Origin of the sequence: Rhodoblastus sp. (assembly GCF_019449565.1) — a bacterium.
In the GTDB taxonomy this organism is placed as follows: Bacteria; Pseudomonadota; Alphaproteobacteria; order Rhizobiales; family Beijerinckiaceae; genus Rhodoblastus.
On the sequence record NZ_JAGRPM010000085.1, the window covers coordinates 19883 to 34938 of the forward strand.

Sequence of the window (15056 nt, forward strand, 5' to 3'; positions counted from 1 at the left end):
CCTCTCGGCTTCGTCGGGGACGCCCATGGAAATGCATCAGATCCGCTATTTCCTCGCGGTCGCAGAAGAGCTGAATTTCACGCGTGCGGCGGAAAAATGCCATGTGGCGCAACCTTCACTGACGCGCGCCATCAAGCTGCTGGAGGAGGAAATGGGCGGCGCGCTGTTCCACCGCGAGCGCGCCAACACGCATCTAACCGAACTCGGCCAATCGGTGCGGCCGCATCTCCAAGATGCGCTGCTCCAGTCGGAAGCCGCCAAGCGCGCCGCCCACAATTTCAAGACGCTGCAAAAATCGAATCTGAAACTTGGCGTCATGTGCACCATCGCGCCGGCGGAGCTGGTTAATCTGATCAGCGCCATCCGCGCCCGACATCCCGGCATCGAGGTCGAAATGGTCGATGCGAGCGCCCGCGAACTCAATGACAAGCTGATCGAGGGCGAAATCGATGTCGCGATTTACTGCCTGCCTTCCGACGAGACGTCGGACAAGCTTCTGCTGCGGCCTCTGTTTTGCGAAAGGATGATGATCGTTCTGCATCCCGAGCACAGGCTCGCGACGCGGAACGCCATACGTGTCGTCGATCTGGATGGAGAGCGTTACGTCAATCGGGCGAAATGCGAGTTCCGAGGCTATGTCGGCGGATTTTTCAGCGAACAGGGCGTCCACTGCGAGGTAGTGTTCCGCAGCGAACGCGACGACTGGGTGCTGGCCATGATCGCCTCCGGCCAAGGATTTGGCTTCATGCCCGCGAGCTGTGTTTCCATTGCCGGCGTCGTGGCGCGCCCGTTGGTCGAGCCGGAAATATGGCGCGAGGTTAATCTCGTGACCGTCCGCGGACGCCCGCACTCTCCCGCTCTTGCCGCGTTCGTCAAGGAGGCCGCACAGGTCGACTGGAGAGGCGGCGGGAGGCTCACGGAAAAGGCGCCGCCGGACTCGGCGGTGGTGGCTGGACGTGCGGCGCCTATATTGACGGCGAGTCCGGACTGAAGGATGAGCGCGGCCCCGTCGAGCGTCAGCGGACAGGGTTGCGAGACGGCGACTTGTTCGGTCGTCGATCTTCCGGCGGCCATCTATCGTTTCATCGCCGCGCCATTGCTCCTCCGTTTCAGAGATAGCGGCGCGCTATCGAAACCATTGCGAGCTTATATTTCAAATTCCCCGGATCCTATGGCCAAATCGCGCATGCAGAAGGGAATTGTCCCACTGCCAAAACGCAGAGAGGATCGGAATATGAAGACGATAATCGCCATCGTGGCCCTGGCCGCCGCTGGTCTTGCTTCAAACGGAGCCAATGCCGCCTCCGCCCATCATCACCGTGCTGAAGCTGGGGTCACGCGTCACGCGTCGGGGACGGTCGATCGGATGAGCTTCCAGGGCCTTTATCAGGGCGGAGTCAGCTCCAGCGATTGCGACGGCCAACGAGTCTTTGGGTTTTGTCCCGTTCGCTGACACGCGGCGCGTACGTAATTCGCCGCGCTTGATTTGCGACGAGGCGGAGTGGCTCTGGCCATTACGGCGATCTATTGCTTCTGGATGGCATAGAAGCGGCTCCGCCTTAGTCTGAACGCGCCGCCAAAAAAGCGGCGCGTCCGAGGCCTCGAACCATCGAACATAAAGGGCGCAATTGAGGCCAAGCATGGACCAGTTGCCAATAGGAGATGAAGATGGATCGCCGAATTCACGCTATCGAACAGCTCTCACCTGTTTTCGCGGACTCCTTCAACCGCCACTTGGCTGCATCGATTCGGCCAGCTTGGTCACAATACATCGTCTCGTACGCACGTCTGGTTCGAAATCAGCTGGGAGATCAAGAATTCGACCGACAATTCCAGCGGCGTCGCAACTGGTGCCGCGACAACTGCCTCGGTGACTTTACAATCGACATATTGCTCTCCAGCGTCGAATTCTCCTTTGTCGACGAAGAGGATGCGAGGCAATTTCGCCTGACCTTTTGTTGAGCCCGACTCCCACGATCGATTGATATTCCTCGAAGGCTTCAACCACCGCATTGCATTCCCGCTCAATCTTGTACAGTCGCCCCGCTCCCTGAGGCAACAAGTTGGCCGCCAAATTGACCAACGCATGGGAGGCCCGTTCCCAAGCAACGCTTCGCTTGATGTCACGGCCTGAATTTTCCGACACCACCGTCAGGTTCGGCCGGCTTTGATCGTCGCCCATCGTCGCCTCCAGCAATGGCCGAAGAATAATCGACGTTCGGAAACTTGCAATCGGGCGAGGCCCCGGAGCTGTCTCGGCAATGAACAAAGAAAACGCCCGCCAGTTTATCGACTGATCATGGATGAACTCAACACCGATATGGGTCGATTTGCGCCACGCGGCGCGACAGAAGCGAGTCGGGGTGCCAGATTGAAGGAGGTCGAATTTCTCTGAAATTCCGACTGGGGTTTCAACGCTTAGCTTGGCGCCGGTTTCCGAATGATCTCGGATCGTGCAATCGATGGCGGCGCGAAGGCCGCGAAAGCTGATCTGACCGCCCTTGAAGACACGTCGGCGCGGGTACTTCCTTTTTTCGTTAAGAGCTAAGTTCCCCATCCGCCACCGAATCCCGCGGAGCCCCGAGAGCGGGACCGTGCGGACAATGTCCCCGAACTTCCTTGTGCGCAGATTGCGTGGCTGTAGGGCGAGATTGCACCGGTCGAGCGCGTCGCCGCCGAAGTCCTTGATTCAGACTGTTGGCATACCCCGCGTCACCGCCACGCTCGTCCAGGACTGGGCGTCCCGCCGGATACCTCGGCCACCGTCTGGTAGCCGAGGGCCGTGCGGTGCCGACTTGCTCGCCGTAGCCTTAACAAAGCCGCGCGCGAACTCAATCTCGATCGCCTCAGGTGAAGCTAAAGGTCTCAACCAATCAGCCAATGTGTTGGCTTTGTTGTGATGCCTCGATGCGCTGTTTTAGCTTCGCATAGTCGACCTTCGATCCGTGCCGGCGATCGAGCGGCATCTCGTCGAGAATGACAACTTTTTCAATTCCAAGGTAATGCGCCCGCGCGCGCCAGTCGTCTTCCTGCGCCGCGTCCCCGACTATGGCGAGAATGGCTGCACCGTTGCAGCCGGGGCAAAGAGCGACCTGGCGGACACCGGCCCACAATCTTGCTGCGGCCTCGACGCCGAATGCGAACAAGCCGGCGACGCGTGCATCGATCCTTCCGAGCAACCAAAGCCGTCCGTCCGCGTCGACGCGGCCGGAGTCGCCGGTCCGATGCCATACCACGCCATCCGCACCGATCGCTTTTGTCGAGGCGTCCTGGGTGCGATCCAGATAGCTTTTGTTGACGTGCGGACCGGAAACCTGGATCTCATCGTCGATGATCCTGATGAGCGTCCGCGCGGCCGGGTCGCCAGCGAGGATACCTTGTCCGGCGTCCATCGTCTCCCAATCAGACGTCGTGATCTCGGAAGCCGCGATGTGGGCGATCAGCTCGGCTTCGGTCGAGCCATAGACGGCATGAGCTTCTGGGACGCGGGCCATGAGCCGCCGGATGAGGTCGGGATAGACTGGGCCGCCTCCAGTGAGGATTGCGCGCACAGAAGACGGAAAACGCGACGCGGCCAGGCGTTCGCAAATCGCAGGCGGAATCAGCAATCGCGCGACCTTGCGTCGCTCAAGATATTTCAGGATCGTAGCTCGACTTCGTAGGGCAGGGGACGCAGCAAAGGTTCGAGACAGCGCGCCTGCTCTATCAGGAATTCATGCGAGCGGACAATGCCCTTCGGCTTGCCGGTCGAGCCGCTGGTGAAGGAAATTAACGCCGGCGCCTCGCCGCAATCATCCAGCGGCTTCGCAGACGCCATTGCGCCGGATGCGGGCGGCGGCGAAACTCTCCCTTTGCTATAGCGGAGCCGGTTGAGAGCGTCGAGCGCCCGGACGATTCGGGCGTTCGACGCTACCCGTTCACGCGGCGGTCCTCTTCTCCGCCACCAATTCCCGCACCAGTTTCGTCACCCCGGCGAAATCGATCTTGCCAGAGCCAAGTAGTGGCATTTTCTCGACGATCAGGACGTCGGCGGGGATCATCAGTTCCGTCGCGCCCCGCGTCTTGGCGAAGGCCAGGAGGGCCGCGCGCGTCGCGGCAGGCTCAGTGGTCGTGAGCACAAGCCTTTCGCCCTTGCGCTCGTCGGGCGCCGCGGCGACGGCGGAAAGCGCGCCTGGCCAGCATTCGGCGGCCAGGGCCTCCACGGCGGCCAGAGAGATCATCTCGCCGCCGATCTTGGCGAAGCGCTTGGCGCGGCCCTTGATCGTGACGAAGCCTTCCGCGTCGATGACGACAATATCGCCGGTGTCGTGCCAGCCTTCCGCTGGGGGCTCAAGCACACCCGGGTTGTCGGCCTTGAGATAGCCGAGCATGACATTGGGGCCGCGCACGTAAAGCCGGCCGCCTTCGTTGACGCCGGGGACTGGTTCAAGCCGCGCCTCCATGCCGGGCATGATCCGTCCGACCGTGCCGAAGCGATTGAACATCGGCGTGTTCAGCGCCAGCACCGGCGCGGTTTCGGTCACTCCGTAACCTTCCAGAATACGGAGGCCGAATTTTTCCGCATAAACCTTCCGCGTCGACGCCTTGACGGGCTCCGCCCCCGCGAGAACATAGCGTAGCGAGCGAAGATCATAGGGATGGGCCGTTTTGGCGTAGCCGCCGAGGAAGGTGTCCGTGCCGAAAAGGATGGTGGCGTCGGACGCGTAAATGAGCTCCGGCACGACTCGGTAGTGCAGCGGCGAAGGATAGAGATAGATCGGAACGCCGGAGACCAGCGGCAGGATCAGTCCCGCCGTCAGTCCGAAGGAATGGAATACCGGCAACACATTGAACACCTTGTCCTGGCGGCCGAAGTCTATGCGCGACGCCGCCTGCGCGACGTTGGAGAGCATGTTGCGGTGGGACAGCACGACACCCTTCGGCGTCCCTTCCGAACCCGAGGTGAACAGGATGGCTGCGCGGTCATCGGGGCAGGCGCTCGCCACCGGGCGATCGTATTTCAGGAACGCCATGATCTTGTCCATGGCGGTGACGCCCTGCCGAATATCCTCAAGATAGACAAAGCGAACGTTGACGCTCACCTGATCGACCAGCGGCTGCAACCTGGCCTTTTCGATGAAAGCGCGCGAGGTGACGATCGTCCCGATCTCGGCCGCCTTGCAGGCGGCCAGAATATTGGCGGCGCCGGCCGAGAAGTTGATCATCGCGGGCGGCCGGTTGGCAGACATCAATCCAAGCAACGCCGCGCCCGCGCCGTTGACGTTGGGCAGCATCAAGCCGACAGCCTGCCCGGGCGCGGCCAGCGGCGCCAGTTTCTGGCCGAGCACGCGCGCGCCGATCAGCAGCTTGCGATAGGTCAGGCATCCCGTGGGATCTTCCAGCGCGATACGGCCCAGGCCATGGACCCTCGCCGCGTCAACGACAGCCTGAAAAACCGTCCGGTCTGAATTGGTGGTGCGGAAGACCAGATCGGACATGATCTGATATAGCGCCGCGCCCGCCGCCTGACGACGCGCCTTTCCGCGCAATTCGTCGGCGACCTTGAGTTCGACCGGCTCCAGCACCGTGACGCGCACTTTCGGGAACCAGCGATGGGGCGCCTGTTCACGCGACAGCCGCGAGAACATGGTGGTTTCAAAGCCTTCGAGGCGAACCGGAACCACTTTCGCGCCGGATTTGTCGGCGATCAGGCCGGCGCCGTCATAGATTTTCATCAGGCTGCCGGTGACCGTCAGGCGGCCTTCGGGGAAGATGATCAGCGTTTCGCCATCCTTGACCGCATTGATCAGGGCGCGGGTGGCGAGCGGCTTGGTCGGGTCAAGCGGCATGGCCCGGGTCAGTTTGAGGAAGGGTTTGATCCACCAGCGCTTAGAAATGCCCATTTCGATGGCGAAGACCGGGTCCTTGTCGACGAGCGACAAGGCCAGGGGGGCGTCGAGGAAGCTGGTGTGGTTGAGCGCGATGATTGCATTCGGCCCCGCCTTTGCGATGTTTTCCCGGCCGATGATTTCGACGCGATAGAAAGCGCGGAAAAGGATCGACAGGAAGTCCTGCAACGGATTGGTAGGCAGGGTCTTGAACATCCAGAGCGCCGCGACGAAGCAGAGCGCGCCGATGACGCCGAAGACGCCGCCAAGATGCAGTCCGGCCATTTGCAGCAGGGCGACGGCGGCCGATCCCAGGACGATAAACGCGGCTGTGAGCACATTGATGGCGGCGACGATGCGGGCGCGCTTCTCGACCGGCGCCCAGGCCTGCGCGGCGGAGAAGCTCGGCACCACCAGCACGCCGCCCGCGACGGCCAGGCCCGCCATGTCGAAGCCGATGCGCCAGGCGGCGGCCTGATGGAAAAACGCCGTCGCGCCCAGGCTCGCCGAAGCGGGACTCAGCCCGGCGACGGCGAAAGCCAAATCGCAGGCGAACAAGCCCATGACGATGGTGGCAAAAGGCGCGGGCAGCAGCACGATGCGGCCGCTCGACAGGAATGAGCCGAGTCCGGACCCCAGCGCGATTGAAATGGCGAAAATGGCGAGATAGGCGCTGACGACGGTCTCGTCGCCGCCCATCGTCATCTTGACCAGCGGCGGCAGCGCCGACAGCACGATGGCGCCGATCATCCAGAACAGGCCGACCATCAATCCGGTGCGCCAGAGGCGGCTGTCGCCCCACAAATCGGCGAGAAGCTGCCTCGTCGAACGCAGAATGTTGCGATCGATCGGCAGATTCGGCGCGGCTTCTCCGGTGGAGGGAATGAAACGGCTGGCGCCATAGCAGAGCGCGGCCATCACCAGCATGGCGCCCGCGAAATGCGCCGGATCGCCGCCATCGCGTGAGGCCAGGCCACCTGCGACGGTGCCGAGCAGAATGGCGATGAAGGTCGCAGCCTCAATCAGCGCATTGCCGGCCGGAAGCTCGGTTTCGCGCAAATGATCGGGCAGGATGCCGTATTTGAGCGGACCGAACAACGCCGCGATCACGCCGAACAGGAACAAGGCGACGAACAGCGCCGGCACCGAATGAAACCAGAAGCCCGCGACGGCTATCGCTGCCGCGCCGATTTCAGAAAGTTTGAGGCGGCGCGCGACAAGCGCCTTGTCGAATCGGTCGGCGAGTTCGCCGCCAAGACCGGAGAGTAGAAAAAATGGCAGGATCAGCACGCCGGCCGCCAGGGTGATCAGCGATTCCGCATTGTGTCCGATCATCTGATACATGATCAGGAAGATCAGCGCGTTTTTTAGGAAATTGTCGTTGAAGGCCGAAAAGAACTGGGTCCAGAACAGCGGAGCAAAGCGTTTTTGAGTTAACAGCGACAACATGAGCGTTCTCCGGAAATGTAAACGCATTTCAGGGGGAAAGTGCGAAGGAAAGATTGATTGCGTTTGGCGCCTTTGCGCGAAGGTGAACGAAAGGTTCGCGGCGGCGGTCTTCCGTGCCCGCGAACCTTTGTTGCCTCAGGCCTTGCCGACTTCCATCAGCAGGCGTTCGGTCTTGGCGTCCTCGATCCTGTTCACCAGCCTGGAGGCTTCGTGCATATCGCGGACGGTTTTGGTCAAGGTGACGCAGGATTGCACCAGCATCACCACGCCCATGCCGATATAGGATTTCGTCCACAGATCGACGGGAAGGAAGAAGATCCCCGCCGAGACCATGAGGGCGGCTGCGGCGAATGACGCGTAGCTGAAGGTGACCCAGGCGTTGCTGTGGGGCTGCGGAATCGGGTTCATGGAAATCTCCTGCATCATTGCTTTGAGGATGAGGTTGAAAGAGCAGTGTCAGGCGGTGGGCAGGGCGCGGGTGAGGCGCGCCAGCACATCTTCGGCGGATGGCCGAAGCCGAGGGCCAAATCCTTCGGCGGCAAGTTTTTCGGTGATGAGGCGCGACCGCGAGGCCGGGTCGATCTGGCTTAAAAAGGCTTCGGCCGCTTCGGCTTCCATCTGGCTGTCGCGCAGACGGCGCAAGGTCGCTTCGGCTTCCGTCAGATTGGCCTCGAATGTTGGGCCGGCGACGGTCGTTCCGCACAAGCCGCGCACGGATTCCGCCGCGCGGGCGATCCGCCGTCCTCGATCTAGCTCCGCCAGGCGGGCTTCCGATTGCGCGGTATAGGCGCGCAGGCGGTGTATTTCGCGGGCGAACAAGGATTGGGCGGCGTCGGCGCTTGCGGCTTCTGTTTCCAGATCGGCGATGGTCTGCGCGCCTTCATGGGCCAGATCGTTTTGGCCGGCGGCCAAAGCGGCGACGACCCGCATTTCCAGATCCGCGATCCGGACTTTGGCGGCGTCGCGCCGGCGTGTCTCGGCCTGATCCTGCGCGAGGGCCAAGGCCAGCGCCTTTCGGGCTCGATCGAGTGCGCCGCCGCAATCGCGGATTTGCTGGTTGAGGATCGTCAGGGCGTTGCGATCGGCCAGCGTTTCGCTCGAAACCTGCAAAGCGCCGCGACAAAATGTGACAAAGGCTTTCAACATCCCAACCTCCGTGTTATGAACGCTGTTCACAAAACGGTTCTACCGGATGATTGAACATTGTTCAAGAAATTTGTTGAACAATGTTCAGCGCGTCTGCCATATGGTGAATCCTTGACGAAATCCCTCGATCGCAAGACTGCCCAACGCGAAGCCCTGATCGAGGCGGCCGAACGGATTATCGGCGCGCAGGGGCTGCAAGGGCTGAAGGCGCGCGATCTCGCCCATGCGATCGGCTGTTCGCTGGGCGGGGTGTATAATCTCGTCGGCGACATCGACGAACTCATCCTGCATGTCGCATCGCGTACTTTACGTTCGCTGAGCGAGGCGATGACCGCGGCCAGCCATTCCGACATGGCGCCCGAGGCGCAACTCTCGGCCATCGCCATCGCCTATTGCCGTTTCGCTCAGGCCCATCAGCCGCTTTGGCGCGCCTTGTTCGAACACCGCATGGGGCGCGACAAGACTTTGCCGGATTGGGCGATCAACGATCAGCTTGGCCTGTTCGCGCATGTCGCCGCGCCCCTGCGCCGGCTGCTGCCGAACGCCGATGCCGACAGCCTGAATCTATTGAGCCGGACGCTGTTCTCCGCCGTGCATGGGATCGTCTGGATCGGCCTGGATGAAAAGCTGGTGGCGGTGCCGGTCGCCGCGCTCGAAGGCCAGATCGAGACGTTGGTATGCGCCGCCTGTCGAGGATTGGCGGAAGAGAAGGCCTTTTCGCATTCGCGAGGTAACGCATGAAACTGCAATCTCGACCTTATTGAGACCTCCATCAGGAGATCTCCGTTTGACTATTTCATGAGCCTCAACATGACCCAGGTTATGGCCATTATCTCGCTGCCGGTTCTGGGCGTTGGCTTGGGCCTCGCCGTTTTCTGGCTGATCGGTTCCTTCATGGTCAGCTGGCGCAAATATCCGGCTTTTTCGGCAGCTGTCGCGCCCGCGAGCGATTTCATGCTCTCAACGCCGGACGGTTTGTCGGTCGCCGCGACGTTTTGGCCCGGCGCGAAACTGAATTCTCCCGGTATCCTGTTGATGCATGGGCTGGGCGATACCCGGCAGGCCGTGGCTGCCAATGCCGACTGGTTAGCGAAACAGGGTTTTGCCGTCATGACGATCGACCTTCGCGGCCACGGCCAGTCGAGCCGCGCGCCGCATTCCTTCGGTTTGAACGAATCCATCGACGCGCAGACGGCGTTTGACTGGCTGAAAAGGCGCCAGCAGGGCGCGCCCGTCGGCGTGATCGGCATTTCGCTCGGCGGCGCGGCCTCGCTCTTGGGCACAAGCGGACCGCTTCGCGCCGACGCACTCGTGCTTCAGGCGGTCTATCCCGACATCAGGCGCGCGATCCGCAACCGGATCGCAGCCTATATTCCACGGCCGCTGTCTTATGTCCTGGAGCCGCTGCTGTCCTATCAGTCGCCGCTGCGATTCGGAGTCTGGCCGGATCGCCTGACGCCCATATTGTCGCTGGCGTCGTATGAGGGACCGGTCTTGATCGCCGGCGGCGAACGGGATGTCTACACGCCGCCCTCGGAATCGCGCGAAATGTTGGCGGCGGCGGCGCAGGGCAGGGGGCTTTTGTTGTTGCAAGGGATGAATCATCCCGAGGCTTCGGCCGCGCAATCGGACGAATATCGCGAAAAAATTCTGGCGTTTTTTTCCTCGACGCTGGGGGCGCCTTAGCGCCCACATGACGCAGATGGCCTGCCGCCGCTTTCAAGGACACCGAGATCATGCGCCTTATGAAACCGGCGGTGGCATCGATCGCCTTCATTGTTTTGTTTGGCGCGGCGCTGATGCGCACGGCGACAGATTGTCTAGACGCCATCGTGATTTTGTCTGCCTATCTTGTTTTGAGGGGTCTTAGTCGCTTTGTCGAAGAAGGGATGCGCGGCGAGCCACAGACGCCAGCATGGCGGGACCAGCCCCTCTATTGATGGCTGTGCGTTGGCCTTGTTTCAGAAGGGATCGCAGTGACTTTGATTCCCAGCGCCGGTGCATCGTCCGGTCCGTCTTTTCCGGACGGGGGAAGTATCGTAATCGCTGGGAGCATCAGCCTGCTTTGGATGTTTGGGCTCAACGTAGACAGGCTTTGGACCAGCTGGCGGCATTCGCGCGTCGCGCCCATCACGCTTCCAGCCGCAATGGCCTCGTGACGGCGCCGGACCGCTCCCACCCCTGCGCGATCATCCGTCCGTGCACGGGATTGGCCATGACCACAAGGCGGGTCGTCAGGTCAAGGATAGGCGGCTTGAGCCAGGACAGCGACCAGTCGGGCTGTTTCGCGATAAGGGTATTCATGGCGGCGCGGCGCGCGAGGCTTGTTTTGTCGCGCGGGCGCGTTTTTGGGGCAGAATCGCTTGCCCAATGGTTGGCGGCCGTGGGCTGCGAAGCTATGAAGGCGCAAGTCTCAGTGCGTTCGATGACGACGCGTTCATGTGGCGCGACACCCACAATCGTGAAGATCGCGGGGATGCACAGTGGCGTCTCGCGCAGCATCGCGACAGCTTGGTCGAAGGTGCGGGCGGTGTCAAAGACATAGCGTAGCACATGCGTAGGCGGTGGCGCCTTGGAGCGACCGACGCGGTAACGCGCCAGCAGCCAACCCGCCGTTCGGCCGCATCCGCCGGGCAGGGGTGGCTGGTTGATTGCTGCCGCGAAACGGCCCGGCGCCGTGGCGGTAAGCACTCCGACAAGACCGGGCCAGGTCAGGCTGAGATAGGGTCCGGCCGCACCTTCGCAACGGGTCGCCACGACCGTTTCGCCCAGTCCGTCGAAGGGCCAGTCCAGCGTGCGCAGCAAGGTCGCGCCGCCCAGTTCGGAATCGACGGCGGCGCCGCTGGTGCAGCCCCATTCGTAGGAGTGGTTGAGGAGATAAGCGGCGGAACGCCCGACCTCGGCGGCAACGCTTTCCACCGCGGGTTGATACAGACTTTCGTTGTGGCTGGCCCAGCGGCGCGAGAGATTGTCGGCGAGGCGCACTCCACAGGGCGTATAGAGTCGGCGTGCACTAGTGACTAGATGTTCAAAGCGCCGCGGCTCGGCGGCGAGCGTCGCAAGGGCCGGCTCGTCGCCGGGTTGGACGATGACAACAGGAATGTTGAGAAGATCGCGAGGTGCAGAGAACGAACGCGAGAAAGCCATGAGGCAGCCCTTCGGTGCTTGCGACACGGTTTAAGATAGCCAACGTTGAACAATGTTCAAGATTGTCGACAAAGCAATTGCGGGTTTTGATTAATGATTTTCCGGGCCTCGCTTTGGACAAAGTGGATTTGTTTCCGATGAGGACGATCAGCAAATGGGTATAGCAGGCGCTGAAAGAGGCTTTTTGACGCTATCAAACCAACGGCTCCGGTGTTTGCCGCAGGCGCTCGCAAGCGTCTCAGCCAGATATTTGCTGTTCGCAGTTCATAGGTCTGCGAGCGGCGAAATGCGGAAACATCGGGATTTCGACGGCGATGAATGCTTGCCGTCATGAGCGCGCCTGCCAGGCCCTGGTGGAGCGGCGCGAGGACATTGCTCCAAACCTGGACTATGAACCGGACCGGCACGCAGAGCGTGCAGGCGAACGCGTCGCCTTCACAGCGCCATAGCCTCGCGCGACAGGCCTTGCGTTCGTCGATTCCGGCGATCCTTTGGTCGAAGGACTCAGGGATCGCTCAAAAGACGTATCGCTTTCGGTCCAAAAAAAACAGCGTTTCGCCCAATATTGCGTCCCAAACTCGACGTTTGCGCCGGTACATTTATGTGCCGCACGATGGCCAGCGCATTGCGAATTGCGCACGCTCGTGGGCGCCTGTCAAAGTCGAAGTTCTCAGGAATGCGCTCATGCGCGTCTGCAGGGTCGCATTCGATTTCTTTCCAGGAGATCCGATCCATGACCACGGCTCCGACCCATATCGTTGTTGTAACCCTTGAAAACGAGAATTTCGGCGACATCGTCGGCAACCTGGCGGCGCCCTATCTGAATTCGCTTATCGCACAGGGGATGCTCTTCACCGACTTCAGCGGCGAGTCGCATCCGAGCCAGCCCAATTATCTTGCGCTGTTTTCCGGCTCGACGTGGGGCGTCACCAACAACGGTCCTATTCCCCAATTTTCGGCCAGCGTCCCGACACTGGCCAGCGCGCTCGCCGCCAAGGGTTACACTTTCGGCGGTTACGCCGAAACCAACGCGGTGCCCGAACGTCAGCCCTGGACCCACTTCGCCAATTCGGCGGCCGACGCCTACAATTTCAGCGCCTTTCCCCAGACCGCGGCCGGCTTCGCCAACCTGCCCACCGTCTCTTTCGTGACGCCGAACGACTCCCACAACCTGACGCCGCTGAGCGACAATGGCGGCGGAATTGCCGTGGGCGACGCTTGGGTCCAGGCGAATCTCTCCGCCTACGCCGCCTGGGCGCAGGCCAATAATTCGCTGCTGATCATCACTTTCGACGAAAACAACACCAATCCAGCGGTGACCCTGCCGAATCACGTCACGACCATCGTCGTCGGCGCGGGCGTCCCGGCGGGCGTCACGAACGACTCGGTGGCCAATCACTATTCTCTGCTCAACACGATCGAAGGCTTTTACGGCCTGACGCCGATCGGCGTCAGCCCCGGCGCGCCGGCGCTCGACTTCTATTCGGCAACGACGGCGAAGGCCGCAAGCACGATCACCGAGCGATTTTCCGGAATATCGGATCCGAACAACACGCCGCCACAAAACGCCCTCGCGGTGGGGCCGAATTACATTTTCACGGTCGAGTCGTCGCGTTACACGGTCACCGACCTCAACGGCAATACAATTATTCCCGACAGCTCGCTCTGGAGCATGTTCTCGGGGCTCGACAATACGCCCGCCGGGTTCGACCCTACGCTCGACAACAGCCTGCTCGACGCGCGCGCCGCCTATGACAGTTCGACCGGCCGCTATGTCGTCATCGCGGATAATTTTCAGCCGGGAGGAGGAAATTTCGGCACCAATATCGTTATCGCCGTCTCGGTGGACAGCAATCCGGCCGACGGCTGGCGTCTCGCCTCGATCGACACGTCCAACGGCTTCACCACGCAGTCGGACATGCCTTATCTGTCGGTCAGCAACGGCAATATATCCATCACCACGCCGGAATATCTCGATGCGGGAGGCGGCTACAACACGGCCGAGTTCATCGTCAGCGAAAGCAGCGTCTTAGCCGCCGGAAACGCCGCGATTGCTCCCAACGCCAGCAATGTCGCGTCAGGGTCCAACGGCATCATGCGCAACGTCGCCGGCGCAAATGGGAAAACATATTTTTTAAGCGCCTTTTCGAACCACACGCGCACCATTCTTACCTTCCAAACCTACGACGCGACGACCGGCAGCTTCAGCGCGACGACGAGGCTCGGGCTTGACGACAGCGACGTGGGAGGCGGCGGCAGCGACTATACCGCCGCGCAGCTGGGCACGACCAAGCTGCTCAACGTCAATGACTCGCGCATCCAAGGCCTTGCCTATGCCTCCTCGGGAGGACACGATTACGTTTATGGCGTGAGCGAAGTCATGCCGAGCGCAGGGGCGACCCCCGAAATCGAATGGTTCAAGCTCGACGTCACCGATCCCGCCAATCCGCAAATTGTCATGGGGGACATCATTTCCGGCGCTTCGATTGGCGCGGGCGTCGCGGTCTTCAATCCGTCGATCGCGGTCGACCAGAACGGCGACGTCTTGATCAATTTCTCGGCCTCGGGGCCGAACATGTATCCCGCTGACTATTACACGGTGCTTGGCGCCGGCCTTTCCGCCTTCAGCGCGCCGACGCTCTATCAGGCGAGCGACACATTTTTCGATTCCGGCGCCGCCTCCGGCAGCACCAACATGCGCTGGGGAACCTATTCGACCGCGATCGCCGATCCCAATAATCCGAACGGCTTCTGGATCTCCAATGAATATGTGACCAAAACGGGTGTAACCATCCCGGCAGGGCTTACGTCCTGGTGGGACACCGTGACGGCGCAGGTGACTGTCTCCGGCTCCATCAGTTCCTCCCCTCCGTCACTCGGCGGCGCCGGAGTGACGGCGGCCTATACGGAGGGCGGCGCGGCGGCGACGCTCGACGCTGGCCTGACGGTCTCAGACCCAAGCAGTTCGACCCTGAGCGGCGCTACGGTCACGATCGCCAGCGGTCTGTTCGCCGGCGACACGCTCAACTTCACCAATCAGAGCGGCATTTCCGGCAGCTATAATTCCGCGACCGGCGCGCTGACGCTGACGGGCTCAGCCAGCGTCGCGGCCTATCAGACCGCGCTCGACAGTGTGACATTCAGCTCAAGCAGCCTCAACCCGACCAATTACGGGACGGACCTGGCGCGCACGATCAATTGGCGGGCCAGCGCCGGCTCGCTGCAATCGGCCATTGTGTCCAGCACCGTCAATGTTGTCGGCGTCGATCAGGCCCCGGTGCTGTCGGGGGCGGGCAATACCACCAGCTATGCGGCGGGAGGCGTCGCCGTCGTGATCGACAGCGCGCTGGCGGTCAGCGATCCCGACAATCTTTCCCTCGCCTCGGCGACGGTGACGATCTCCACTAATTTCCAATCCGGCGATTTGCTCAACTTCGTCAACCAGAA

The 15056-nt window shown here is 61.6% G+C and carries 13 protein-coding genes; 6 read left to right on the top strand and 7 right to left on the bottom strand.

What is annotated here, in order from left to right:
• Window positions 1-25 precede the first annotated feature (25 nt).
• Together QZ409_RS19975 and QZ409_RS19980 are read left to right on the top strand one after the other, a co-directional pair.
• The gene (locus tag QZ409_RS19975; protein WP_296714895.1) at window positions 26-991 is read left to right on the top strand and encodes a LysR family transcriptional regulator; all 966 of its coding nucleotides are present in this window, start codon (window positions 26-28) and stop codon (window positions 989-991) included.
• 3 nt (window positions 992-994) lie between these two features.
• The gene (locus QZ409_RS19980) at window positions 995-1453 is read left to right on the top strand and encodes a hypothetical protein (protein ID WP_296714897.1); all 459 of its coding nucleotides are present in this window, start codon (window positions 995-997) and stop codon (window positions 1451-1453) included.
• 423 nt (window positions 1454-1876) lie between these two features.
• Here the strand turns inward: QZ409_RS19980 and QZ409_RS19985 are convergent, their stop codons facing one another.
• The 6 genes from QZ409_RS19985 to QZ409_RS20010 form a co-directional block, all read right to left on the bottom strand.
• On the bottom strand, window positions 1877-2557 hold the full coding sequence (locus QZ409_RS19985; protein WP_296714900.1) for a hypothetical protein: 681 nt from the start codon (window positions 2555-2557) through the stop codon (window positions 1877-1879).
• A gap of 316 nt (window positions 2558-2873) precedes the next feature.
• Window positions 2874-3713 (bottom strand): AMP-binding protein, encoded by an 840-nt coding sequence (locus QZ409_RS19990; RefSeq protein WP_342394859.1) that lies wholly within the window; start codon window positions 3711-3713, stop codon window positions 2874-2876.
• Window positions 3638-3817 carry an AMP-binding protein gene (locus QZ409_RS19995; RefSeq protein ID WP_296714904.1) on the bottom strand — a complete coding sequence of 60 codons (180 nt, stop codon included), beginning with the start codon at window positions 3815-3817 and terminating at the stop codon, window positions 3638-3640. The genes QZ409_RS19990 and QZ409_RS19995 overlap by 76 nt, the downstream gene beginning before the upstream one ends.
• Window positions 3818-3917: 100 nt before the next feature.
• Window positions 3918-7316, bottom strand: a complete 3399-nt coding sequence (locus QZ409_RS20000) for an acyl-[ACP]--phospholipid O-acyltransferase (protein WP_296714907.1) — start codon at window positions 7314-7316, stop codon at window positions 3918-3920.
• A gap of 135 nt (window positions 7317-7451) precedes the next feature.
• The gene (locus tag QZ409_RS20005; protein ID WP_296714909.1) at window positions 7452-7724 is read right to left on the bottom strand and encodes a YiaA/YiaB family inner membrane protein; all 273 of its coding nucleotides are present in this window, start codon (window positions 7722-7724) and stop codon (window positions 7452-7454) included.
• 48 nt (window positions 7725-7772) lie between these two features.
• Entirely contained in the window at window positions 7773-8462 is a 690-nt protein-coding gene (locus tag QZ409_RS20010; RefSeq protein WP_296714911.1) for a PspA/IM30 family protein, read from the bottom strand.
• A gap of 111 nt (window positions 8463-8573) precedes the next feature.
• On the opposite strand from QZ409_RS20010, the gene QZ409_RS20015 reads away from it, so the two are divergent.
• The 3 genes from QZ409_RS20015 (at window position 8574) to QZ409_RS20025 (ending at window position 10402) form a co-directional block, all read left to right on the top strand.
• Complete coding sequence (locus tag QZ409_RS20015; protein WP_296714914.1) at window positions 8574-9203, top strand: WHG domain-containing protein; 630 nt, start codon at window positions 8574-8576, stop codon at window positions 9201-9203.
• Between the two features lie 69 nt (window positions 9204-9272).
• Window positions 9273-10148, top strand: coding sequence for an alpha/beta fold hydrolase (locus QZ409_RS20020; RefSeq protein ID WP_296714917.1), 876 nt, complete (start codon window positions 9273-9275; stop codon window positions 10146-10148).
• A gap of 50 nt (window positions 10149-10198) precedes the next feature.
• Window positions 10199-10402 (top strand): hypothetical protein, encoded by a 204-nt coding sequence (locus QZ409_RS20025; RefSeq protein WP_296714920.1) that lies wholly within the window; start codon window positions 10199-10201, stop codon window positions 10400-10402.
• A 190-nt stretch (window positions 10403-10592) separates the two neighbouring features.
• Here the strand turns inward: QZ409_RS20025 and QZ409_RS20030 are convergent, their stop codons facing one another.
• Window positions 10593-11609 (bottom strand): carcinine hydrolase/isopenicillin-N N-acyltransferase family protein, encoded by a 1017-nt coding sequence (locus QZ409_RS20030; RefSeq protein ID WP_296714923.1) that lies wholly within the window; start codon window positions 11607-11609, stop codon window positions 10593-10595.
• Between the two features lie 733 nt (window positions 11610-12342).
• On the opposite strand from QZ409_RS20030, the gene QZ409_RS20035 reads away from it, so the two are divergent.
• Window positions 12343-15056, top strand: a 2714-nt coding sequence (locus QZ409_RS20035) for an alkaline phosphatase family protein (protein ID WP_296714926.1), incomplete at its 3' end; no start/stop codon positions are given.